Consider the following 22,403-nt stretch of genomic DNA (forward strand, 5'->3'; position numbering starts at 1 on the left):
TCCGGTGGCGCGGGCTACCGCGCCGGCGGCGCCAGCCGGGCCTCGCGGCGGTTGGCGCGGATGGTGTTCACCCGGCGGGTGGTCGCGAAGCACGGGATCAGCGCCGCCGCCACGCACTGGAGGGCCGCGCCGGTCTGCAGCAGCGTGTGGCCGCCGGGCACGTCCAGCGTCCAGGCGGTGAGGCAGGCCATCGAGACCAGCGTCCAGCAGAACGTGATCAGCGCGAGCCGGCCGCGCGGCTTGGGGTACTCCACCCGGCTCACCATCAGCCAGGCGATGCCGACGATCGCCACCACGGTGGGCAGGAACGGCAGCTCAAGCAGCACCACGGAGACCACCGTCATCGCCCCGAAGGGGCTCGGCATGCCCTGGAAGACCCCGTCGCGCAGCGTGGTGCAGGAGAACCGGGCGAGCCGCAGCACCACCGCGAGCACGACCAGCACGGCGGCGAGCGCCGCCACCTTGCCGTGCGCGTCGTCGGTGACCAGTCCCCAGACGACCACGAAGTAGGCCGGCGCCAGGCCGAAGCTGATCAGGTCGGACAGGTTGTCCAGTTCCGCACCCATCGCCGAGCTGCGCAGCTTGCGGGCCACCAGGCCGTCGAACAGGTCGAAGACCGAGGCCAGCAGCATCAGCGTGACCGCGGTGGCCGCGTTGTGCTTGGACATCCCGCCGTCGCTGGTGCCCATCATGTGCGGCACCAGCACGTTGGTGGTGGTGAAGTACACGGCCATGAAGCCGCAGATCGCGTTGCCGAGGGTCAGCGCGTCGGCGATCGACAGCCGGGTGGAGAGCGGCAGGTCGGCGACCTCGTCCTCCAGCTCGGTGACCCAGTCGGACTTGGTCTCGGGATCAATCACGGTCAAGGCGTGTCACCCCAGCCGTGGTGGTCTGGCCGACCTCGACGGCGGGCTCGACGCCCTCCGGCAGGTACACGTCCACCCGGGAGCCGAACCGGATCAGCCCGATCCGCTCGCCCTGCTCGACCTTGCTGCCGCGCGGCACGTACGGCACGATCCGCCGGGCCACGGCGCCGGCGATCTGCACCATCTCGATGTCGCCGAGCTGGGTGTCGAAGTGCCACACCACCCGCTCGTTGTTCTCGCTCTCCTTGTTGAACGCCGGAACGTAGCCGCCGGGGATGTGCTCCACGGAGGCGACCGTGCCGGCCAGCGGAGCCCGGTTGACATGCACGTTCAGCGGGCTCATGAAGATCGCGACGCGGGTGCGCCCGTCCTTCCACGGCATGATGCTCTGCACCACGCCGTCAGCCGGACAGATCACCCGGCCGTCGGCGATCTCCCGCTCGGGGTCGCGGAAGAACCACAGCATGCCCGCGGCGAGCGCGGTGGCGGGGACGGCCACGGTCGCCCAGCGGGCGGAGCGCCGGGAGCGGGCGAGGGAGACCGCCGCCGTGGCCACGGTCGGGAGGAGCCACGGCGACGCTCCGCGCGCGAGGCGGACCCGGCCGCGTGGTGCAGAGGAATGGCTGTGGGGCATGGAAGACCTTCGTAGCGGAGGATGCCGCGAAATGCTTCAGGGGACGGCGGCTTTACCCTCGATGGTATCGGTTGACACGGGCAACTCGGCAAGCTCGAAGGCGAGTCGATGGCTGGTTCCGGTGGCCCCAGCCATGACACACTGTGACCTTCACCTCGGGTAAATCACCGTAAATACGGACATTCATCCCTGGATCCGGTACTCCTCCAGCAGCCTCCTGCCAATGATCATTTTCTGGATCTCGGCGGTCCCCTCGCCGATCAGCAGCATCGGCGCCTCCCGGTACAGCCGCTCGATCTCGTACTCCTTGGAGAAGCCGTAGCCGCCGTGGATGCGGAACGAGTCCTCCACGACCTCCTTGCAGAACTCCGCTGCCAGGTACTTCGCCATTCCGGCCTCCAGGTCGTTGCGCTCACCTGAGTCCTTCTTGCGGGCCGCGTTGACCATCATCTGGTGCGCCGCCTCGACCTTGGTGCCCATTTCGGCCAGCTTGAACTGGATCGCCTGGTGCTGGGCGATCTGCTTGCCGAAGGTGTGCCGCTGCTGCGCGTAGGAGATGCCCAGCTCGAACGCGCGGCGGGCCACCCCGCAGCCGCGGGCGGCCACATTGACCCGGCCGACCTCCACACCGTCCATCATCTGGTAGAAACCCCGGCCGCCGGCCCCGCCGAGCACCCGGTCGGCCGGAATCCTGACGTCCTCAAGGACGAGCTCGGTGGTGTCCACGCCCTTGTAGCCCATCTTGTCGATCTTCCCCGGCACGGTGAGGCCGGGAACCGACGGATTGGGCCCGAAACCGGGCTCCTTCTCGATCAGGAAGGTGGTCATCGACCGGTGCGCGGGCGCGTCCGCCGGCTGCCCCTCGTCGGTGCGGCACAGCACCGCCACCAGGTTGGCGCTGCCGCCGTTGGTCAGCCACATCTTCTGGCCGTTGAGCACGTAGTCGTCGCCGTCGCGCACGCCCTTGGTGCGGATCGCCGAGACGTCCGACCCGAGCCCCGGCTCCGACATCGAGAACGCGCCGCGCACCTCGCCGGTCGCCATCCGCGGCAGGAAGCTGTCCTTCTGCTCCTTGGTGCCGTGCTGCGCGATCATGTAGGCGACGATGAAGTGCGTGTTGATGATGCCCGACACGCTCATCCAGCCGCGCGCGATCTCCTCGACGGTCAGCGCGTAGGTCAGCAGCGACTCGCCGAGCCCGCCGTACTCCTCCGGGATCATCAGCCCGAAGATGCCGAGCTCCTTGAGCCCCTCGACGATCTCGGTGGGGTACTCGTCGCGGTGCTCCAACTCGGTGGCGACCGGCAGGATCTCCTTGTCCACGAAGCTGCGGACGGTCGACAGGATCTCCTGCTGGACGTCGGTCAGGCCGTCGGTCTGCGCCAGGCGCGTCATGTCAGCGTTCTCCCAACTGCTGCGGGCGGCCCGGCTGCTCGCCGCCCCGCTGCTCGATGTACGTGGCGGTGGGCACCAGCACCCTGCGGCGGAACACGCAGACCAGCGTGCCGTCCTGCTTGTAGCCGCGGGTCTCCACATGGACGATGCCGCGGTCGGACTTCGACTTCGACGGCCGCTTGTCGAGCACCGTGGTCTCGCCGTAGACGGTGTCGCCGTGGAAGGTCGGCGCCACGTGCTTGAGCGACTCGACCTCCAGGTTGGCGATGGCCTTGCCCGACACGTCCGGCACCGACATCCCCAGCAGCAGCGAGTAGACGTAGTTGCCCACCACCACGTTGCGGCCGAAGTCGGTGGTCTTCTCCGCGTAGTTGGCGTCCATGTGCAGCGGGTGGTGGTTCATGGTCAGGAGGCAGAACAGGTGGTCGTCGTACTCGGTGACCGTCTTGCCCGGCCAGTGCTTGTAGATCGCACCGATCTCGAACTCCTCGTAGGTGCGGCCGAACTGCACGTCATACCTCCAGCTTGTTCGCGCGCCGGATCTCGTCCACGATCCGGTCGATGATCCCGGTGATACCGAAGTCCTTCGGAGTGAACACCGCCGCCACGCCCGCCGCCCGCAGCTCCCTGGCGTCCGCCGCCGGGATGATGCCGCCGACGATCACCGGGATGTCGTCGACCCCCGCCCGGCGCAGCCGCTCCAGCACGTCGGGCACCAGGGCGGCGTGCGAGCCCGACAGGATCGACAGGCCCACGCAGTGCACGTCCTCGGCGACGGCCGCCGACACGATCTGCTCGGGCGTCAGCCTGATCCCCTGGTAGACCACCTCGAAACCGGCGTCACGGGCCCGTACCGCGATCTGCTCGGCGCCGTTGGAATGCCCGTCGAGGCCCGGCTTGCCGACCAGCAGCCGCAGCCGGCCGCCGCCCAGTTCGCGCGCCGTCTCCGCGACCCGGCGGCGCACCTCGGCCAGTTCGCTGCCCGGCTCCGCGGCCACCGCCACCGGCGCGCCGCTCACCCCGGTCGGCGCCCGGAACTCGCCGAAGACATCCCGCAGCGCCCAGGACCACTCGCCGGTCGTCACGCCGGCCCGCGCGCACTCCATGGTGGCCGGCATCAGGTTCGCGGTGCCGGCCGCGGCCGAGCGCAGCTCCGCCAGCGCCGCCTGCGCCCGCTCCTCGTCCCTGGCCACCCGCCAGTCGTGCAGCGCCGTCACCACCCGGGCCTCGTTCGCGGGGTCGACGGTCATCACCGCGGAGTCCAGATCGGCGGTCAGCGGGCTCGGCTCGGTGGACTCGTAGCAGTTGACGCCGACGATCTTCTCCTCGCCCGACTCGATCCTGGCCCGCCGCTCGGCGTGCGAGGACACCAGCTGCGACTTCAGATAGCCCGACTCCACCGCCGCCATGGCGCCGCCGAGCTCCTGGATGTGCTCGATCTCGGCGGTCGCCTGGTCCACCAGCTCCGCGACCTTCGCCTCGATCACGGTGCTGCCGGCGAAGATGTCCTCGTACTCCAGCAGGTCGCTCTCGTGCGCCAGCACCTGCTGGATCCGCAGGCTCCACTGCTGGTCCCACGGCCGCGGCAGGCCCAGCGCCTCGTTCCACGCCGGGAGCTGCACCGCGCGGGCGCGGGCGTCCTTGGAGAGCGTGACGGCCAGCATCTCCAGCACGATCCGCTGGACGTTGTTCTCCGGCTGCGCCTCGGTCAGGCCGAGCGAGTTGACCTGCACGCCGTAGCGGAAGCGGCGCTGCCCGGGGTCCTGGACGCCGTACCGGTCTCGGGTGACGGTGTCCCAGATCCGGCCGAAGGCGCGCATCTTGCACATCTCCTCGACGAACCGCACACCGGCGTTCACGAAGAACGAGATCCGCGCCACCACCTCGCCGCGCCGCTCGTCGGGCACCTGCCCCGAGCTGAACACCGCGTCCAGGACGGCGATCGCGGTGGACATCGCGTAGGCGATCTCCTGGACCGGGGTGGCACCGGCCTCCTGGAGGTGGTAGCTGCAGATGTTGATCGGGTTCCACCGCGGCAGGCTGCCGACGGTGTACGCGATCATGTCGGTGGTCAGCCGCAGCGAGGGCACCGGCGGGAAGACATGGGTGCCGCGGGACAGGTACTCCTTGACGATGTCGTTCTGGGTGGTGCCCTGGAGCTCCCGGGCGTCGGCGCCCTGCTCCTCGGCGACCACCTGGTAGAGCGCCAGCAGCCACATGGCGGTGGCGTTGATCGTCATCGAGGTGTTCATCCGCTCCAGCGGGATGCCCTCGAACAGCCGCCGCATGTCGCCGAGATGCGCGATCGGCACGCCGACCCGGCCGACCTCGCCGCGGGCCAGCACGTGGTCGGCGTCATAGCCGGTCTGCGTCGGCAGGTCGAAGGCGACCGACAGCCCGGTCTGGCCCTTGGCGAGGTTGCCCCGGTACAGGGCGTTGGACGCTTCCGCGGTGGAGTGCCCGGCATAGGTGCGCATCAGCCAGGGGCGGTCCTTCTGCCGCTGCCCCTTCATCACACGTCCCTGCTGTGCTTCTTGGTCCGCTCCGCTGGCGCGTCACGGAACAGATTGATGGCCGGCAGGTGCCGCTGGCGCATCTCGGGGTCGGTGACGCCCATGCCCTCCTCGGGGGCCAGCGCGAGGACGCCGACCTTGCCCTGGTGGAGGTTGCGGTGCACGTCGTACGCGGCCTGGCCGGTGTCCGCGAGCTTGTACGTACGCGACAGGGTCGGGTGGATCTTGCCCTTGGCCACCAGCCGGTTGGCCTCCCACGCCTCGCGGTAGTTCGCGAAGTGCGAGCCGACGATCTTCTTCAGGCTCATCCACAGGTAGCGGTTGTCGTACTCGTGGGTGTAGCCGCTGGTCGAGGCGCAGGTGACGATCGTGCCGCCCTTGCGGGTGACGTAGACCGAGGCGCCGAAGGTCTCCCTGCCGGGGTGCTCGAAGACGATGTCCACGTCCTCGCCGCCGGTCAGTTCGCGGATCCGCGCGCCGAACCGCTTCCACTCGCGCGGGTTCTGCTCGTGCTCGTCCTTCCAGAAGCGGTACTCCTCGGCGTTGCGGTCGATGATCGCCTCCGCGCCCATCTTCCGGCAGATGTCAGCCTTCTGCGGGCTGGAGACGACGCAGACCGGGGTGGCGCCGCCGGCCAGCGCGAACTGGGTGGCGTACGAGCCGAGTCCGCCGCTGGCGCCCCAGATCAGCACGTTGTCGCCCTGCTTCATGCCGGCGCCGTTGCGCGAGACCAGCTGCCGGTAGGCGGTGGAGTTGACCAGGCCGGGGGCGGCGGCCTCCTCCCAGGTGAGGTGGGCGGGCTTGGGCATCAGCTGGTTGGACTTGACGAGCGCGATCTCGGCCAGGCCGCCGAAGTTGGTCTCGAAGCCCCAGATCCGCTGCTCCGGGTCGAGCATCGTGTCGTTGTGCCCGTCGGCGGACTCCAGCTCGACGCTGAGGCAGTGCGCGACGACCTTGTCGCCCGGCTGCCAGGCGTTCACACCCGGTCCGGTGCGCAGGACGACGCCCGCCAGGTCGGAGCCGATGACGTGGTAGGGCAGGTCGTGGCGCCTGGTCAGCGGCGAGAGCCGGCCGTAGCGCTCCAGGAAGGCGAAAGTGGAGACCGGCTCGAAGATCGAGGTCCACACCGAGTTGTAGTTGACCGAGCTGGCCATCACCGCGACCAGGGCCTCACCCGGGCCGAGTTCGGGCAGCGGCACGTCCTCCACGTGCAGCGAGGTGCGCGGGTCCTTGTCCCGGGTTTCCAGCCCGGCGAACATCTCCGCCTCGTCCTTGTGCACGGTGACGGCCCGGTAGGACTGCGGCAGCGGCAGCGCCGCGAAGTCGGCGGCCGAACTGTCGGGCGCGAGGATCGCGTCCAGGATTTCCTTCATGATGACTCGCCTCCGGCGAAGCGTTCTGCGGCAACGCCCCAGGGAACGCAGGGGTCGGATGGGATGGGGGAGTACGCCGTCGTCGGTTCGGCGAGCAGTTAGCAGGTGTGCTGGTGGTGCCGGCGGAGCTGAAGGGCCGCGCGGTGGCGCGGCTGATACGTCCCCGGTCGGGGGCGCGTGCCTGTGACGCAGGCGTCCGGGCCTGGGAGACAGCCGGCGTGCGTGGGATCACCGCGCGCCGTCCGCCCGGACATTCCCCCGGCTGACGCCGGGAGTGCCCCTACGTTATGGCACGGCGTGCCACTCGTAAAGACACTGCGTGCCAACAATTTGGCTCACCTGTCATCTCGCCCCGACGAACGAGCAGTCACCGGCGGGCGGTGACGCACGCGCAGCAGCGGCCGTCCGGGACTGCCGGACGGCCGCTGCGTGGTGCGGGCTCGGTGAGGTGCTCAAGGCCCCCGCGATCAGGCCTTTCGCAACGCCTCTTCTATGCTGCGCAGGATCACGGCCGGTGAGGCGTCGGTGCGCGCGACGGCCACCACCACCTCGCCCTGCCGCGACACGATCGCCGAAGGCTCCACCGCGGCCCGCGAGGGTATCCGGCCGCCGCCGATCCCGGTGCCGGTGCCGAAGGTCGCCTTGATCACCTCGAAGGCGTGGTCGAGCTGCGACTCCACATCGCCCTTGCCGTCGGCCCGCAGCCAGCGCCTGAGCACGTGGTTGTGCGCGGCCACCACCGCGGAGGCGGCGACCTCGGCGAGCAGCGGGTCGTCGTCGCCGTCCCGGTGGGCGTCCTCGTCGAAGTGGCCCAGCAGGTAGCGGGTGAACAGCCGCTCGTAGCGGGCCACCGAGGCGATCTCCCGCTCCCGCAGGGTGGGCACCTCGCGGGTCAGCCGGTAGCGCTCGACGGACACCTCGGGCACCTGCGCGTACATCCGCAGCACCTCGGTGATGCCGCGGCACACGGTGTCGAGCGGGTGCTCGTGCGGGTCGGCCGAGTCCAGCACGGCCTGCACCCGTACCAGGGTGTCGTCGTGGTCGGGGAAGATCGCCTCTTCCTTGGAGCGGAAGTGCCGGAAGAACGTCCGGCGTGCCACCCCGGCCGTCGCCGCGATCTCGTCCACGGTCGTGGCCTCGTACCCCTGCTCGGCGAAGAGGTGCATCGCCGCCGACGCGAGGTCCTGCCGTACCCGGTGGCGCTGGGCGGCGGCACGCCGGCCGTTCGCGGTCTCGGGCACGCCGGGCTTCACAGGCTGTGGCATGTCTGGAACGTAACACGGCACGATGCTTCATCTGCCGCCCTCCCGGTACCCGGCGCGATCACCGGGCCGCGGGCCGGGCGTACTCGCGGAAGCCGCGGCCGGTCTTGCGGCCGAGGCAGCCCGCGGACACCAGGTGTTCGAGCAGCGGGGCGGGCGCGAGGCCCGGGTCGCGGAACTCCTCGTGCAGCACCTGCTCGATCGCCAGCGACACGTCCAGGCCCACCACGTCGAGCAACTCGAACGGCCCCATCGGATAGCCGCCGCCGAGCTTCATCGCCGCGTCGATCGCGTCCACGTCCGCGTAGTGGTCCTGGAGCATCTTCACCGCGTTGTTCAGGTACGGGAAGAGCAGCGCGTTCACGATGAAGCCGGCCCGGTCCGCGCAATCCACCGGGTGCTTGCGCAGGGCGCCGCACACCTGGTGCGCGGTGGCCCGCACGTCGTCGGCGGTCAGTACGGTGTGCACCACCTCGACCAGCTTCATGGCCGGCGCCGGGTTGAAGAAGTGCATGCCCACGACATCCTGCGGGCGCCCGGTGGACCGGGCGATCGCCACCACCGGCAGCGAGGAGGTCGTGGTGGCGAGCACCGCGCCCGGCCGGCAGACCTTGTCCAGCGTCTGGAAGAGCTGCTGCTTGACGAACAGGTCCTCGGCGACCGCCTCCACCACCAGGTCCGCGTCGGCGAGGGCGTCGTACGAGCCGGTCGGCGTCACCCGCGCCACCGCCTGGTCGCGCTGCTCCTGGGTCAGCCGGCCCTTGGCCACCGAGCGGTCCAGCGACTTCGCCAGCCGGGCCGCCGCCTGCTCGGCCTTCTCCAGGGTGCGGGCGGCAATCAGCACGTCGAAGCCGCCCTTGGCGAAGACCTCGGCGATGCCGGTGGCCATGGTGCCGGAGCCGGCCACGCCGACCGTCCGCACACTGCGGCCGCCGGCGGGTGTGGCGGCGGTGGGGGAGTCCGCGGTGTCCGCCTCCGCCGTGTCCGGGACGACGACGCCGCTGCCGGGCGCCTCGTAACGGTAGAAGCCGCGGCCCGACTTGCGGCCGAGCAGCCCGGCGGCGGTGAGCTGCCTGAGCACCGGGGCCGGTGCGTGCAGCCGGTCGTGGCTGGCCTCGTACATCGCGTCGAGCACGGTGGTCGCGGTGTCCACGCCGATCAGGTCGAGCAGCGCCAGCGGCCCCATCGGCAGGCCGCAGCCGAGCCGCATCGCCGCGTCGATGTCCTCGCGGGTGGCGTAGCGGGCCTCGTACATCGCCGCGGCCTGGTTGAGATAGCCGAACAGCAGCCCGTCCGCGATGAAGCCCGGCCGGTCGCCGACCGGGACCGGCTCCTTGCCCAGGCTGCGCACCAGCGCGGTGACGGCGGCGGTGGTCGGCGGCGAGGTGAGCACCGTGGAGACAACCTCGACCAGTTTCATCACCGGCGCGGGCGCGAAGAAGTGCAGGCCGAGCACCCGGTCGGGACGGCTGGTCTCGGCGGCCAGCCGGGTGACGGACAGCGCGTTGGTGCCGGTGGCCAGGATCGCCTCCGGCTTGGCGATCCGGTCGAGCGCGGTGAACACCTCGCGCTTGGTCTCGTAGCGCTCGTCCACCACCTCGATGACCAGGTCGGCCGCCGCGGCGGCCTGCAGGTCGGGGAAGGTGCGGAACCTGGCCAGCGCGTCGGCCCGCTCGGCCTCGCTGATCCGGCCGCGCTGCACGGCCCGCCCGGTGGAGCGCTCCAGCGCGGCCACCGCGCGGCCGGCCGCGGCGGGATCGAGGTCGATGCCGACGACCTCGTGCCCGGCCCTGGCCATGACCTCGGCGATGCCGGTGCCCATGGTGCCGAGGCCGATCACGGCGATCACGGCGGGGAGGTCGGGAACGTCGACGGGGAGCGAGCCGGGGGAGGCCGCGGCGGAGGGGGCGGATTCGGGGGAGGCTGAAGAAGAAGGACGGTCCATCGCGTGACTCCAGACGCTGAGGAGACCGTGAGCGCGCTGGTACGCGCGCACGGCTGAGAGGAGTTGGGGTGGAGTCGCGGGCCTGAAGCGCTGTTGGCGCGCCCGCGTAACCGATGGCGGGCCCTGTCCCGGGGCCGCGCCGCGATGATGCCGAACCGACGAGGTGTCGCTGCGCGCTCGGCGGCTGCGTCACCAGGCCGCCGAACTCGTTCCCACGAGGGTAACCGGCGAGTAACTTGCGCGCCACCCCTGCGGCGCGGGCCGGATCCGTGCGGGCGGCGCCGCGTCCGGCGCACGGATCGCCGGCCCGCCGCCCGCCCGGTGCGAGTGGAAAGACGATATTCGGAGTTCGCGATATTCGAGGTTCGCCGACCGGAAACCCGGAGTTCGTCATCGCGGGCGAGGACCGGGTAATTCTGTATTTCGGGCGCAGATTTTACCGTGCACGTTCCGTAGGGCTTTTCGGCGGGCGCCCTGGGCCCGAAAGCCGCCCTTGGCCGGGTGAATCGGACAATCCGTCGGCTGTGGCCGACACGGACGGTCGCGAAAGGGTTCCGGCCCGCGCCGGAGGGCGGTTGCCCGGGCTTTGCTGATTGTGCGACGCTCCGCTCCGGCCTACTGGCCCCGCCGTTCTCGACCCGGAGGTTCCTGACACGTGAATACCCGTACGTTTCGCAGGGCAGCGCTGTCCATGACGTCGGTCGGCGCACTGGTGGCGGGGCTGGCGCTCTTCTCCGGTGCGGCGCAGGCCGGCGCGGCGGAGCCGGTCACCATCTACTACAAGGTCGGTAACACGAACAACTACACCGACGCACTCGAGGTCTACTACAACTCGAATAACGCCGGCGCCGTCGCCCTTTTCACGGGGAACGTGCCCAACTACGCCGGATACACCAGCGGCTCCAACTACTACACCTACATATTCGACACCGACACGGCGTACTCCGGCCACGGCCAGGCGGTGAAGAACAACGTGGCCTCCGTGTCCAACGAGAGCAGCACGCACGACTTCCGCGTCTACTACAACAGCGGTTACGCGGGTCCGTCCCAGCTGATCCCGGAAACGGGTTCGTCCGGCAGCGCGACGAATCTGAACTCGACGCTGAAGAATGAGAACGCCTCGCAGAAGGCCATCGCGGCCAACGGCTGACCCGCGCCCGCGGACCGCGCCCGCGCCCGCGCCGGACACCAGAAGCACGCGAAGGAGCAGAAGCCATGCGAGGTCCGAACGTCCGGCGCGGAGCCGCGGCGCTGCTCGCCGCCGGCTGCCTGGCGGCCGGCGCGGTCTCGTGCTCCGACGGGCCGGCCGCCTCCCCGTCCGCCGCCTCCCCGTCCGCCGCCCCCGCGTCCGTGTCCGCCTCCGCCGCCGGCTCCCCGTCCCGCGGGGCCGGCGGCGGAGGTCCCGCACCGGTACCCACCACCGGCCTGGCCAGCGGACTGGTGCTGCCCCTTGAGGCGTACATGGAGAACTACGACCAGGAGGTGGCGATCAACAAGGCGAGGGGGAACCTGGAGTCCGCGTGCATGGCGCGCTACGCCTTCACCTTCGCGCCGAAGAGCGGTGGCAGCGCACCCTCGGGATACGACGGCGCGAACATGCCACGCCGCTACGGTGTCGCCGACCCCGCCGAGGCCGCCCGCTACGGCTACCACCTGGCTGACGACACGGCGCCGCCCAGCCAACCGCCGATGAGCGATGCCGAGTACGTCGTCCTGATGGGCAGCCTGCATCCGCGTCCGGACACGAATCCGACCCCGCCGCCCTACCACGGCAAGGCGGTGCCGGCCGGCGGCTGCGTCGGCGAGGCGACCCGCACGCTGCAGGGGACGGCGCCCGGGTCCGCCGACCTGTCGCTGCCGGAGCGGCTCGACGTGGAGAGCCTGCAGAAGGCGCAGGACCGGCCGGGCGTGCGGCACGCGCTGGCGGCCTGGTCGGGCTGCATGGCGGCCAGGGGCTACAAGGCGGCGACCCCGTTCGACGCGATGCGGCTGCCCCCGTCGGCGGCCGGGCCGAAGCCCGACAAGCAGGAGATCGCCACCGCCGTGGCCGACGTGTCCTGCAAGCAGCGGACCGGTCTGGTCAGGACCTGGTTCGACGCCGAAGTCACCGTCCAGCACCAGCAGATCGCCGCCGACAAGCCCGCGCTCGACGCCGCAAAGGCGCAGATCGACGCCATGGTGAAGGCCGCCGCAGCTGCGACGGGTGACGCTTCCGCGTCCTAGGCGTGTCCGACGTGCCGCCGCACTAGGGTGTGGCGATGGATTCCGCCGCTCGTGACCGTCTCGCGTTCGTTCTCATCGCCCCCGGAGAGCCGCTGGAGGTACGGGAGGCGGCGGCCGTGGAGCTGGCCGCGGCCGGTGACCGGCGGGCGTTCGAGACGCTGGCGCTGCTGCTGAACTACCGGGACGAGAGCCGGGCGGTGAGTGCCGCCGACGCGCTGCTGCGGCTGGCCGACCCGAGGACCGGCCGGGCGGCGGCGGCCCTGGTCACCAACGACCTGCGGACCGCCTACGCGCTGCCCGCGATCCGCCTGCTGGCCGAACTCCGCGCCCCGGAGGCCGTACCCGCCCTTGCCGGGACCCTGGAACGGCTGGCCGGGGAGGCGCCGCTCGTCCACGAACGGATCGCGCTGGCCTGCGTCGAGGCACTGGCCGGCCTGGAGCCGACCCCTGCGTCCCGCCGCGCGCTGCGCGCCGCCGCCGGGCACCCGCGGCTCGCCGAGGCCGCGACGGCGGCGCTGGGTGAGGGCTGACCCGCCGGGGCTGTACTCCGCCTGGACCGCCGCCGGCCGCAACCGCTGCGACCGCTACAGATCGCGCGCGTACCGCATCTCCTTGAGGGGGACGCCTTCGCAGTCGTCCACCGTCACCGCGCCGTCGGGGGCGAATCCGGAGCGGGCGTAGAAGCGTCGGGCGCGGTCGTTTTCGGCGAGCACCCACAGCAGCAGATGCCGGACTCCCAGCGACTTCGTACGGGTGAGCGCCGTGGACATCAGGGCGCGGCCGACGCCGGTGCCGATCCGGTCGGGGCGGACGTAGAGCGCGTACAACTCGGCTGACCCGTCCGGCACGTCGGCGCTGCGGTACGGGCCGAACGCCACCCACCCGACGACCTCCCCGCGGTCCGCAGGGGAGCCGTCCGCCAGGGTGCCGTCCGCCGGAGAACCGTCCGCCAGCGAGCCGGCCGGGACTTGGCCACCGTCCGCCGCGGCGCCACCCGCGGCCCCGGCGCCGTCCACCGCAACGAAGTTGTGCACCCGCCCCGCCGACCTGGCGAAGAACTGCCGCCGCTGCGCCGCGTCCTCGGCCGCGTCCATCGCGTCGAGGAAGCTCTGCGGCACGATGCCGCGATACGCCGTCTGCCAACCGGTCACCCTGATCGCCGCGACCGCGTCGACGTCGGCCTCGGTCATCGCCCGTATCCGCATCACATCAGTGTGAGCTGGGTGTCGGCCGGTGCGGGAACCGGGGCCGCCGCCCGTACCGCCTCCGGCGCCTCCGCCGCGGCGGCCTCCTGCTCGTCGGGCGCCGCCAGCCGCCGTGAAGTGCCGCGCCCGCCGGGCCCGCAGCCGAACTCCGCCGCGAACTCGTGCACCTGGCGGGTGATCTGCCGCTGGTACCACTTCGGCGCATAGGAGCCGCCCGCGTACATCGTCTCGTAACGCCGCACCAGGTGCGGGTGGTTGCGGGCCAGCCAGGCCATGTACCACTCCCGGGCGCCCGGCCGCAGGTGCAGCACCAGCGGGGTGATCGAGCCCGCCCCCGCCTCGGCGATGGCCCGGACGGTGGCCCGCAGCTGCTCGGGGGAGTCGCTGAGGAAGGGCAGCACCGGGGCCATCAGCACCCCCGAGGCGATGCCGTTCTCGGTGAGGGTGCGGCAGACCGCGAGACGCGTCTGAGGGGAAGGCGTGCCCGGTTCCACGCTGCGCCACAACTCGCCGTCGAGAAAACCGACGGACAGCGCGATGGACACATCGGTGACACGCGCGGCCTGCCGCACCAGTTCGAGGTCGCGCAGGATCAGCGAGCCCTTGGTGAGGATCGAGAACGGATTGCCGTGGTCCCGCAGCGCGGCCAGGATGCCCGGCATCAGCCGGTAGCGCCCCTCGGCCCGCTGGTAGCAGTCCACGTTGGTGCCCATCGCCACGTGGTCGCCCTGCCAGCGCGGCGCGGCCAGCTCACGGCGCAGCAGCTCGGCGGCGTTGGTCTTCACCACGATCTGGGTGTCGAAGTCCTGCCCGGTGTCGAGGTCGAGGTAGCTGTGCGTCTTGCGCGCGAAGCAGTAGACGCAGGCGTGGCTGCACCCCCGGTACGGGTTCACCGTCCACTCGAAGGGCATCCGGGAGGCGCCCGGCACCCGGTTGAGGATCGACCGGGCGCGGATCTCGTGGAAGGTGATGCCGCGGAACTCGGGCGTGTCGAACGTCCTGGTGGTAACGGCGTCCGTGCCGAAGAGCGCACCGGCGGCGTCCTCCCGGCTCAGCTGGTCCCAGCGCATCGCGCCCTCCCTCGGTCGTCCGTCCCTCCACAATAGAACATAGATTCGAAAAGCGGGTGTGGTTGGCTTGGCCGTCAGCCAATGGCGGAACCGAGGAGTAGACATGGCGCTGGTCGAAGCAACCACGGAGCGGATCGTCGCCGCCGAGCCGGAGCGGGTGTACGCGGCCCTCGCCGACTACGCCGACACCCGCGGCCGGGTGCTTCCCGGGCAGTTCAGCGAGTACGAGGTCCGCGAGGGCGGGCAGGGCGCGGGCACGGTGGTGCACTGGAAGCTCCAGGCGACCAGCAAGCGGATCAGGGACTGCCTCTTCGACGTCACCGCGCCGACGCCGGGGCAGCTGGTGGAGACCGACCGCAACTCCACGCTCGTCAACACCTGGACGGTCACCCCCGCGGGCGAGGGCCGCAGCAAGGTCGTCATCGGCACCGTCTGGCAGGGCGCCGGCGGGGTCGGCGGCTTCTTCGAGCGCACGTTCGCGCCCAAGGGGCTCAACCGGATCCACGACGAGGTGCTCGCGGGCCTGGCCGCCGACCTGGAGAAGGTCTCGTAGCCGGCGGCTCCACGGCGGCCCCCGTCGGCCCCAACACCCCTCTGCGCGGCGAAGATTCACTGATAAGGGTGGTTTTGCCTACTTCCTGAGAATCGTCGCGCCTGTCCGTCGTTGTCGCCTGAAGCGGAGACGGTGGCGAAGCAGGCGCGACGAGGGGAGCGACAGGTGGGTGGCAGCACGCTGATCGAGCGGACGGCGGACGAGCTCGACGGGGAGGACAAGGCGGCGGCACCGCCACCGGATCCGGTGGCGGGAGCCGGCGGACCGGCCGGCGAACTCGACCCGCACCGGGTCCGGCTGGTCTTCGTCGGGCTGATGCTGGCCCTGCTGCTGGCGGCGCTCGACCAGATGATCGTGGCCACCGCGCTGCCGAAGATCGTCGGCGAGCTGCACGGCCTGGACAAGATGTCCTGGGTGGTCACCGCCTACCTGCTGGCCTCCACCATCGGGCTGCCGATCTACGGCAAGCTCGGCGACCTCTTCGGCCGCAAGGTCGTCTTCCAGTTCGCGATCATGACCTTCGTGATCGGCTCCGCGCTGGCCGCCTGGTCCCGCACGATGGACGAGCTGATCGCCTTCCGGGCCATTCAGGGCATCGGCGGCGGCGGGCTGATGATCGGCGTGCAGGCGATCATGGCCGACATCGTGCCGCCCCGGGAGCGCGGCCGGTACATGGGCATGATCGGCGCCGCCTTCGGGCTCGCCTCGGTCGCGGGACCGCTGCTCGGCGGCTTCTTCACCGACCACGCCTCCTGGCGCTGGTGCTTCTCCATCAACGTGCCCTTCGGCCTGGTGACCCTGCTGGTCATCAGCCTGGTGCTGAAGCTGCCCAAACCCGCGGTCAGGCCCCGGCTCGACGTCGTGGGCGCGCTGCTGCTGGCCGCCGGATCCACCTGCCTGGTGCTGCTCACCACCTGGGGCGGCTCCACGTACGGCTGGCGGTCCCGGGAGATCCTCGGGCTCGGCGCGGGCGCGCTGGTCTGCGCCGTGCTCTTCGCCGTGGTGGAACGGTTCGCCGCCGAACCGGTCATCCCGCTGCGGCTGTTCCGCGACCCGGTGTTCCGGGTCACCGCGCTGATCGGCGGCGTGGTCGGCATCGCGCTGTTCGGCGCGGCCAGCTACCTGCCGACGTACTTCCAGATGGTGGAGGGCGCCAGCGCCACCGGCTCCGGGCTGCTGATGCTGCCGATGATGCTCGGTGTGGTGGTCGCGTCCATCGTCGGCGGCCAGCTGATCAGCCGCACCGGCCGCTACAAGATCTTCCCGATCCTCGGCGGCGCGCTGTCCGCGGCGGGCATGTACCTGCTGTCGCTGCTCGACCAGGACACCCCGCGCGTCGAATACAGCGTCTACATGGCGCTGCTCGGCCTCGGCATCGGCCTGGTGCTGCCGGTGCTGGTGCTGGCCGTGCAGAACTCGGTACAGGTCGCCGACATCGGCTCGGCCACCAGCGCCAACAACTACTTCCGGCAGATCGGCGGCTCGGTCGGCGCGGCGGTCTTCGGCACGCTCTTCGCCAACCGGCTCACCAAGCGCCTGGCCGTCGAACTCCCGCACGGCGCAAAGCTGCCCGACCCCCAGTCGGTCACCCCGCAACTGGTCCGCACGCTGCCCGCGGCGGTGCGCGACGGCTATGTGAACGCCTACGCCGACGCCATGCCGAGGATCTTCCTCTACCTGGTGCCGGTCCTGCTCCTCGGCTTCCTCTTCGCCTTCCTGCTCAAGGAGAAACCTCTGGTGACCCAGCACGGCCCCGCCGCCCCGGCGGCATTCGACACGGCTTACGACGGCGGCTACGACACCGCCCGCGACCCGGCAGGCGACCTGCTGAGCCCGCCGGCCCCCGGCGGCGCCGGAGGCGCTCCAGAGGCCGTCCCAGGCGCGCGGCGCGGCCAGGCGGGCGGCGTCCCGGTCTGCGGCACCGTCCAGCACTCCGACGGCAGCACCGTCGGCCGCGCCGCCCTGACCCTGATCGACGTCAGCGGGCGGCAGATCGGCCGCGGCGCCACGTCGGAGGACGGCCGGTACGCGCTCAGCACGCCGGGCAGCGGCAGCTACGTGCTGATCGCGGCGGCCGGCGGCCACCAGCCGCAGGCGGTCAGCATCACGGTCGCCGACCGGCCGGTGGAGCTCGACGTGGTGCTCGGCGGCGCCGGACGGCTGGCCGGCACCGTGCACACCGCGGACGGCACCCCGGTCAGGGAGGCCATCGTGACCCTCACCGACGTGCGCGGCGACGTGGTGGCCACCGCGCGCAGCGGACGCGAGGGCGTCTACGCGCTCACCGACCTGGTCGCGGGGGAGTACACGCTCGCGGCCAGCGCGCCCGCCTTCCGGCCGACCGCGCTGCCGGTGTCGGTCCAGGCGTCCCGCGAGACCCGGCAGGACGTGGAGCTGGCCGGCGGCGCGGCGCTGCGCGGCACCGTACGGGCCCCGGGCGGGCGGCTGGTGGAGGACGCCAGGGTCACCCTGCTCGACGCGGCGGGCAACGTCGTGGACTCGGTGACCACCGGCGCCGACGGCCACTTCAGGTTCGTGGACCTGGCGGCCGGCGAGTACACGGTGATCGCCGCGGGCTACCCGCCGGTGGCCACCGTCCTGCAGGTGGCCGGCGGCGGCCGGACCGAGCGGGACCTGCAGCTCGGCCACGCCGACTGATCCGCTCGCCGCAACGCGATGAGGGGTGCCCCGGCCGGGGCACCCCTCATCGCGTTGTGCACGGCGGCCTCCGGCCGCCCTCCGTGCGTCAGCTGTCGTCGTCGTCATCCGGTTTCGGGCACTGGGTGCCGCGGATCAGTGCGTAGCTGCCGCCGATCCGGTACGTGCCCGGCGCCGGGGCGTACAGCCGCACCCAGTCGCCGTCCTTGACCAGGCAGCCGTGCTTGTTGTCGGTGGCGCCCTCGATGCCCAGCACCGGCGACCACGGGATGCGCAGCACCACCGAGCCGGTGGTCGGCATGGTCACGATCAGCTCGGCCGGGCCCGCCTGGTCCACGACCGCGGGCGGGTCGGCCATCGGGTCGGCGCCGGAGACCCGGTAGACCTTCCAGTTCGGGTCCTCCCACACCGGCTGCAGCCACGCCGGGTCGGACGCCACGATCTTGGACTCGGCCACCCCGGCGCCGTCGGGCTCGTCCACCGGCAGCACCACGAAGTTGACGCTCCAGCGCTGGAGCCAGGCCCGGTAGGTGTCGGCGGTCAGGGTGCCGTCGTAGAACAGCGGGTTGCGCTCGACGTCGGCCTGCCGGTTCCAGCCGCGGGCCAGGTTCACGTGCGGGGCGAGCCCGGACGCCTCCCAGTGCGAGCGCATCGGCACCACCTCGACCCGGCCGCGGTCGGCCTTGACCTTCAGCAGTTCGCTGATCAGCGGCGCCGCGTGCTGGTCGGGCGCCGCGGCGTGCGAGGTGGTCACCTGGTCCACTATCGGCTTGGCGATCTGCCAGCCGGCCACCCCCGCGAAGGCCAGCCACAGCAGGACCGTGCGTCTGACCCCCAGGGTGCTGCCCATCGCCACGACCAGCAGCACCGTGCCGCCGAACAGCAGCGCCATCCGCTCCACGTTGCTGCCGATCGGCGACGGGATGGCGTAGGTCAGCGCGGTGCCGAGGGCGTAGACCCAGGAGGCGGTCCTCACCGTGCGCCAGCCCTTGGGCACCACCAGGGCGATCACGACGGCGGTGGCCAGCGGGATCGCCGCGAAGTACCAGGAGAAGGGCTGCACCCCGTAGAACGGGAACAGCAGTGAGGTGGCGGCCACCACCAGCGGCGGCGCGGCGGCCAGCACGTAGGAGTCGACCCGGCGGCCGGTCAGGAACAGCGCCGCGGCGATCACCAGCAGGAACAGGCCCGCCACCGGGCTGCACATGGTGGCGAGCGCGGCCATCAGGGTCGCCGTCGCCAGCCGCGGCGAGCGGCCCCGGCCGCCCGGCTCCGCGGGAAACAGCAGCAAGGTGGCCAGCATGGCGAAGAGCATGCCGAGGGCGAACGTCACCCGGCCGGAGACGACATCACACCAAAGAGCGAACGTCGTCCACAGCGCGGGCAGCATCGGGCGGGGTACACCGCGCCGCATCAGCAGCATCGCGCCCACCGTGGCCGACAGCGTGCCCGCGATCACCGCGGTGGTCCGCACCCCCAGTACGGCCATGATGTACGGCGACAGGATGCTGTACGAAGCGGGATGCATCCCCCCGTACCAGGACAGGTTGTACGAAGCCGAGGGATGGGCCTTTATGAAGTCCGTCCACGCGTACTGCGCCGCCATGTCCCCGGAGTCGCGGGCCAGGAAGAGCGCCCACAGCAGGTGCAGGACCGCCGCGAGCAGCGTGGCAACCACCACAGGGTGGCGAAAGTCGATACGCCGCAGCAGTGCCCGTGGGCCCCGTACGTCGGGGACGTGCGCAGGCTGCCAGGTGGTCACATGGCCTCTTCCGTAGCGGATACTGGACAGCCCCGCCCATTGTCTCCCGCAGCGGGGCCGAACTCCTCGCCGGTGGCGGCCTCGGATCAGAGTTCGAACAGAGACTTTGGACGCTAGCACGGCTGGTTTGTCTCCTCGCGCGCGGGCGTGCGCCGGGATTCGTACTTTGCCTCCCCAGACGGCCGCCGCGGTCGTAACGTGAGAGCGGCACCCGGTCCCGGTGCCGGCCGCCCGCTGCACCCGGCCGGACGCCTCCCGCGGCTGCCAGGGGAAGGAGCCCAACGAACCATGGACCGCCGCAATCCGCCACCGCTTTCCGGCAGGGTCCCGCTCGCGGTGATCGTGGTGGATTCCGCGGGACTGGTTTCGCACTGGAGTACGGGCGCGCGCAGGCTGTTCGGCCGGCCGCGCGAGGAGGCCGTCGGACGGCCCGCGGTGGATCTGTTACCGGTGGCAGGGGTGCTCGACGGGCTGTCCGGGGCCGCCTACCCGCCGCCGCAGGAGCCGGTCTTCCCCGATCAGGGGCCAGGCTCCGAGCTGGATCCCGCGTGGAGCGTGGCCGGGTCGTATCCGACGGCCGGCCGCGCCCGGCTCTTCGACGAGCCCGGGGCGGGGGCGGACGCCTCCTTCGGAACGGACACCTCTTTCGGAACGGACGGGTCCGGCGGAACGGGCGAGGCGTCCGGCCCCGGCGAGCGGCCGGTGGTCGACGTGCTGTGGTGGGCCTACCCGCTGGTCGGCCCGGGCGTCGAACGGCTGCTGGTGCTCGCCGCCGACGCGGCCAGCACGCATCCCGGCGGCGGCGCGGCCGACGCCGAGACCGTCGAGCGGATCGCGCCGGGCTTCGCCCTGCACACCGAGTTCGCCGGCTCCGAGCAGCTCGCCAAGCGGCTGCCGGAGATCCTGCCCAGCATGAATCCGCTGGAGAGCGCGCGGATCACCGCCCAGGTGCTCGAACTGGGCTACCCGGTTCTCGAGCTCAGCCGGCACGACCGGGTACCGGTCACCCCCGACTGGGGCGTACCGCGCCGGGCCGAGCGGCAGGCCAGGCGGCTGGCGGCGGAGGCCGACGCACAGGCGGCGGGCGCGCGGCCCGTGCCCGAGGAGGCACCCGATCTGGAGTACGCGGCGGTCCGCGAGCACCTGGAGTTCCTGAACGAGGTCAGTGGCGCGATCGGCACCTCGCTCGACCTGGCGCGCACCATCCAGGAGGTGAGCGCCGCCGTGGTGCCGCGGTTCACCGATGTCGCGGGGACGTACCTGCGGGAGCAGGTGCTGGCGGGCGAGGGCTTCCCCGACGGGCCTCCCGACGTCACCACCATGTGGTACCGCGTCGCCCTTGAGCACACCGACGAGCCGGGCCGCTGGGACGACGTGGTGCCGGTCGGCGAGTCCATGCCCTTCCCGGCGCGGACCCCGTTCTTCCAGTGCATGACCACCGGCGAACCGGTGCTGGTGCCGCGGATCACCGAGGAGATGGGCAACGCGATCGCCGCGCAGTTCCCCAAGCGCGACATCAGCCCGCTGATCAACCACCGCTCGATGCTCGTCGTCCCGCTCAAGGCGCGGGACGTGGTGCTCGGCTTCATGATCCTGCTGCGGCACCGCGAACGTCCGGTGTTCAACGACATGGACCGGGTGACCGGCGCGGAACTCGCCGCCCGGGCCGGCCTCGTACTCGACAACGCCCGCATGTACACGTACCAGGAGAACGTCGCCGACACCCTCCAGGACAGCATGCTGCCGCACATCGCGCCGCGGATGCCCGGCTGCGACGTGGCCACCCGCTACCTGCCGGGCACCCGGCTCGGCCGGGTCGGCGGCGACTGGTTCGACAGCATCAAGCTGCCCGGGTCGCGGCTGGCGCTGGTGGTCGGCGACGTGATGGGCCACGGGCTGAACTCGGCCGCGATGATGGGCCAGTTCCGTACCGCGGTGCAGACCATGGCGGGCCTCGACATGCCGCCCGCGCACCTGCTGCGCAACCTGGACGACCTGGCCCAGCGGCTCGGCGAGCAGTACCTCGCCACCTGTCTCTACGCCGTCTACGACCCGGTGGAGTCCGACCTGCTGATCGCCAACGCCGGGCACATCCCGCCGGTGCTGGTCCGTGCCGCCGACGGCCACAGCGAGCTGCTCGACGTGCCGACCGGCGCGCCGCTCGGCGTCGGCGGGGTGCCGTTCGAGACGGTTCGGGTGCCGGTGGCGCCCGGCGACCGGCTGGTGCTGTGCACCGACGGCCTGGTCGAGGTGCGCGGCCAGGACATCGGCGCGGGCCTCGCCGCGCTCTGCGAGAGCGCCGCGCACCCGGCCGCCTCCATGGACGACGCCTGCGACACCATCATCCGCGCCCTCAACCCGCGCGACGGCCGCAAGGACGACGTGGCGCTGCTGATGGCCCGCCTCAACGGCATCCCGCGGGCGGACGTGGCGGCCTGGCAGCTGCAGATCGACCCGCGCGAGGTGTCCAGGGCCCGCGGGCTCGTCCGGGAGACGCTGCGCGGCTGGGGTCTGGCCGAGCTGTCGGAGACCGCGGAGCTGCTGGTCGGCGAGGTCGTCACCAACGCCGTCAGGCACGCGCACACCTGCCCGGTGGGGCTGCGGCTGGTCCGGGCCGGCGCGCTGCTGTGCGAGGTGAGCGACGACGACCACGGAGTGCCGGCGCTGCTCAGCGCGGCGCCCGAGGACGAGGGCGGGCGCGGCCTGCGGATCGTCAGCAGACTGGCGCGCGAATGGGGCACCAGCCGCTCCACGCACGGCAAGACGGTCTGGTTCGAGCTGCCGCTGCCTCGCGCCGGCCGCTGACGCCCGGCATTCTGTCCTCCGGCGGGTGCGGCGGCGGCCGGCGGGTCTCCGAACGCGGTTCGGCGGTCCCGGGCATCCGAGCACGGTCCGGACGCCCCGAGCACGGCGCCCGAGCACGGTCCAGGCAGTCCAGGAAGGG

Annotated in this window: 17 protein-coding genes; 6 read left to right on the forward strand and 11 right to left on the reverse strand. The window is 71.7% G+C overall.

Translation table 11 applies throughout. The annotated features are described in order from the left end of the window. Nucleotides 1–14 precede the first annotated feature (14 nt). From pssA to ACQPW6_RS34055, 8 genes are all read right to left on the reverse strand, one after another. Entirely contained in the window at nt 15–866 is an 852-nt protein-coding gene (gene pssA, locus ACQPW6_RS34020; protein WP_433893561.1) for a CDP-diacylglycerol--serine O-phosphatidyltransferase, read from the reverse strand. After that, nucleotides 853–1,500: a phosphatidylserine decarboxylase gene (locus ACQPW6_RS34025; RefSeq protein WP_433893562.1), complete on the reverse strand. Its 648-nt coding sequence runs from the start codon at nt 1,498–1,500 to the stop codon at nt 853–855. The genes pssA and ACQPW6_RS34025 overlap by 14 nt, the downstream gene beginning before the upstream one ends. A 183-nt stretch (nt 1,501–1,683) precedes the next feature. Beyond that, complete coding sequence (locus ACQPW6_RS34030; RefSeq protein ID WP_433893563.1) at nt 1,684–2,895, reverse strand: acyl-CoA dehydrogenase family protein; 1,212 nt, start codon at nt 2,893–2,895, stop codon at nt 1,684–1,686. A gap of 1 nt (nt 2,896) precedes the next feature. Next, nucleotides 2,897–3,406: a MaoC family dehydratase gene (locus ACQPW6_RS34035; RefSeq protein ID WP_433893564.1), complete on the reverse strand. Its 510-nt coding sequence runs from the start codon at nt 3,404–3,406 to the stop codon at nt 2,897–2,899. A gap of 1 nt (nt 3,407) precedes the next feature. After that, complete coding sequence (locus ACQPW6_RS34040) at nt 3,408–5,408, reverse strand: protein meaA (RefSeq protein WP_433893565.1); 2,001 nt, start codon at nt 5,406–5,408, stop codon at nt 3,408–3,410. Continuing rightward, on the reverse strand, nt 5,408–6,781 hold the full coding sequence (ccrA, locus tag ACQPW6_RS34045; RefSeq protein ID WP_433893566.1) for a crotonyl-CoA carboxylase/reductase: 1,374 nt from the start codon (nt 6,779–6,781) through the stop codon (nt 5,408–5,410). The genes ACQPW6_RS34040 and ccrA overlap by 1 nt, the downstream gene beginning before the upstream one ends. Before the next feature lie 467 nt (nt 6,782–7,248). Beyond that, nucleotides 7,249–8,046 carry a TetR family transcriptional regulator gene (locus ACQPW6_RS34050; protein ID WP_433893567.1) on the reverse strand — a complete coding sequence of 266 codons (798 nt, stop codon included), beginning with the start codon at nt 8,044–8,046 and terminating at the stop codon, nt 7,249–7,251. A gap of 58 nt (nt 8,047–8,104) precedes the next feature. Beyond that, nucleotides 8,105–9,988: a 3-hydroxyacyl-CoA dehydrogenase family protein gene (locus tag ACQPW6_RS34055; protein WP_433893568.1), complete on the reverse strand. Its 1,884-nt coding sequence runs from the start codon at nt 9,986–9,988 to the stop codon at nt 8,105–8,107. 655 nt (nt 9,989–10,643) lie between these two features. Between ACQPW6_RS34055 and ACQPW6_RS34060 the strand changes: the two genes are divergently transcribed. The 3 genes from ACQPW6_RS34060 (at nt 10,644) to ACQPW6_RS34070 (ending at nt 12,741) form a co-directional block, all read left to right on the forward strand. Continuing rightward, a complete protein-coding gene (locus ACQPW6_RS34060) occupies nt 10,644–11,138 on the forward strand; it encodes a hypothetical protein (protein WP_433893569.1) in 495 nt (164 codons plus the stop codon). Between the two features lie 65 nt (nt 11,139–11,203). After that, the gene (locus ACQPW6_RS34065) at nt 11,204–12,211 is read left to right on the forward strand and encodes a hypothetical protein (RefSeq protein WP_433893570.1); all 1,008 of its coding nucleotides are present in this window, start codon (nt 11,204–11,206) and stop codon (nt 12,209–12,211) included. A gap of 35 nt (nt 12,212–12,246) precedes the next feature. Then, a complete protein-coding gene (locus tag ACQPW6_RS34070) occupies nt 12,247–12,741 on the forward strand; it encodes an adenylosuccinate lyase (RefSeq protein ID WP_433893571.1) in 495 nt (164 codons plus the stop codon). Nucleotides 12,742–12,795: 54 nt separating this feature from the next. Here ACQPW6_RS34070 and ACQPW6_RS34075 read toward each other — a convergent pair whose 3' ends face one another. Together ACQPW6_RS34075 and ACQPW6_RS34080 are read right to left on the reverse strand one after the other, a co-directional pair. Further along, on the reverse strand, nt 12,796–13,416 hold the full coding sequence (locus tag ACQPW6_RS34075) for an N-acetyltransferase family protein (RefSeq protein WP_433893572.1): 621 nt from the start codon (nt 13,414–13,416) through the stop codon (nt 12,796–12,798). Continuing rightward, nucleotides 13,416–14,486, reverse strand: a complete 1,071-nt coding sequence (locus ACQPW6_RS34080) for an Rv2578c family radical SAM protein (RefSeq protein WP_433893573.1) — start codon at nt 14,484–14,486, stop codon at nt 13,416–13,418. Before ACQPW6_RS34080 ends, ACQPW6_RS34075 begins: the two co-directional genes overlap by 1 nt. Nucleotides 14,487–14,589: 103 nt before the next feature. Between ACQPW6_RS34080 and ACQPW6_RS34085 the strand changes: the two genes are divergently transcribed. Beyond that, nucleotides 14,590–15,039, forward strand: a complete 450-nt coding sequence (locus tag ACQPW6_RS34085; protein WP_433893574.1) for an SRPBCC family protein — start codon at nt 14,590–14,592, stop codon at nt 15,037–15,039. A 165-nt stretch (nt 15,040–15,204) separates the two neighbouring features. Continuing rightward, nucleotides 15,205–17,697, forward strand: coding sequence for a DHA2 family efflux MFS transporter permease subunit (locus ACQPW6_RS34090; RefSeq protein WP_433893575.1), 2,493 nt, complete (start codon nt 15,205–15,207; stop codon nt 17,695–17,697). A gap of 88 nt (nt 17,698–17,785) precedes the next feature. Here ACQPW6_RS34090 and ACQPW6_RS34095 read toward each other — a convergent pair whose 3' ends face one another. Continuing rightward, nucleotides 17,786–19,378 carry an MFS transporter gene (locus tag ACQPW6_RS34095; RefSeq protein ID WP_433893576.1) on the reverse strand — a complete coding sequence of 531 codons (1,593 nt, stop codon included), beginning with the start codon at nt 19,376–19,378 and terminating at the stop codon, nt 17,786–17,788. Nucleotides 19,379–19,747: 369 nt separating this feature from the next. Here ACQPW6_RS34095 and ACQPW6_RS34100 point away from each other — a divergent pair, with 369 nt between their 5' ends. Beyond that, entirely contained in the window at nt 19,748–22,264 is a 2,517-nt protein-coding gene (locus ACQPW6_RS34100) for a SpoIIE family protein phosphatase (protein ID WP_433893577.1), read from the forward strand. Nucleotides 22,265–22,403 lie beyond the last annotated feature (139 nt).

Source organism: Streptomyces sp. CA-111067, assembly GCF_050956065.1.
GTDB lineage: Bacteria > Actinomycetota > Actinomycetes > Streptomycetales > Streptomycetaceae > Actinacidiphila.

Excerpts from the sequence above, each read along its gene's own strand:
- ACQPW6_RS34025 (WP_433893562.1), bottom strand. The coding sequence starts at position 1,500 with ATGCCCCACAGCCATTCCTCTGCACCACGCGGCCGGGTCCGCCTCGCG.
- ACQPW6_RS34030 (WP_433893563.1), bottom strand. The coding sequence starts at position 2,895 with ATGACGCGCCTGGCGCAGACCGACGGCCTGACCGACGTCCAGCAGGAG.
- ACQPW6_RS34040 (WP_433893565.1), bottom strand. The coding sequence starts at position 5,408 with ATGAAGGGGCAGCGGCAGAAGGACCGCCCCTGGCTGATGCGCACCTAT.
- ccrA (WP_433893566.1), bottom strand. The coding sequence starts at position 6,781 with ATGAAGGAAATCCTGGACGCGATCCTCGCGCCCGACAGTTCGGCCGCC.
- ACQPW6_RS34050 (WP_433893567.1), bottom strand. The coding sequence starts at position 8,046 with ATGCCACAGCCTGTGAAGCCCGGCGTGCCCGAGACCGCGAACGGCCGG.
- ACQPW6_RS34055 (WP_433893568.1), bottom strand. The coding sequence starts at position 9,988 with ATGGACCGTCCTTCTTCTTCAGCCTCCCCCGAATCCGCCCCCTCCGCC.
- ACQPW6_RS34065 (WP_433893570.1), top strand. The coding sequence starts at position 11,204 with ATGCGAGGTCCGAACGTCCGGCGCGGAGCCGCGGCGCTGCTCGCCGCC.
- ACQPW6_RS34070 (WP_433893571.1), top strand. The coding sequence starts at position 12,247 with ATGGATTCCGCCGCTCGTGACCGTCTCGCGTTCGTTCTCATCGCCCCC.
- ACQPW6_RS34075 (WP_433893572.1), bottom strand. The coding sequence starts at position 13,416 with ATGCGGATACGGGCGATGACCGAGGCCGACGTCGACGCGGTCGCGGCG.
- ACQPW6_RS34080 (WP_433893573.1), bottom strand. The coding sequence starts at position 14,486 with ATGCGCTGGGACCAGCTGAGCCGGGAGGACGCCGCCGGTGCGCTCTTC.
- ACQPW6_RS34085 (WP_433893574.1), top strand. The coding sequence starts at position 14,590 with ATGGCGCTGGTCGAAGCAACCACGGAGCGGATCGTCGCCGCCGAGCCG.
- ACQPW6_RS34100 (WP_433893577.1), top strand. The coding sequence starts at position 19,748 with ATGGACCGCCGCAATCCGCCACCGCTTTCCGGCAGGGTCCCGCTCGCG.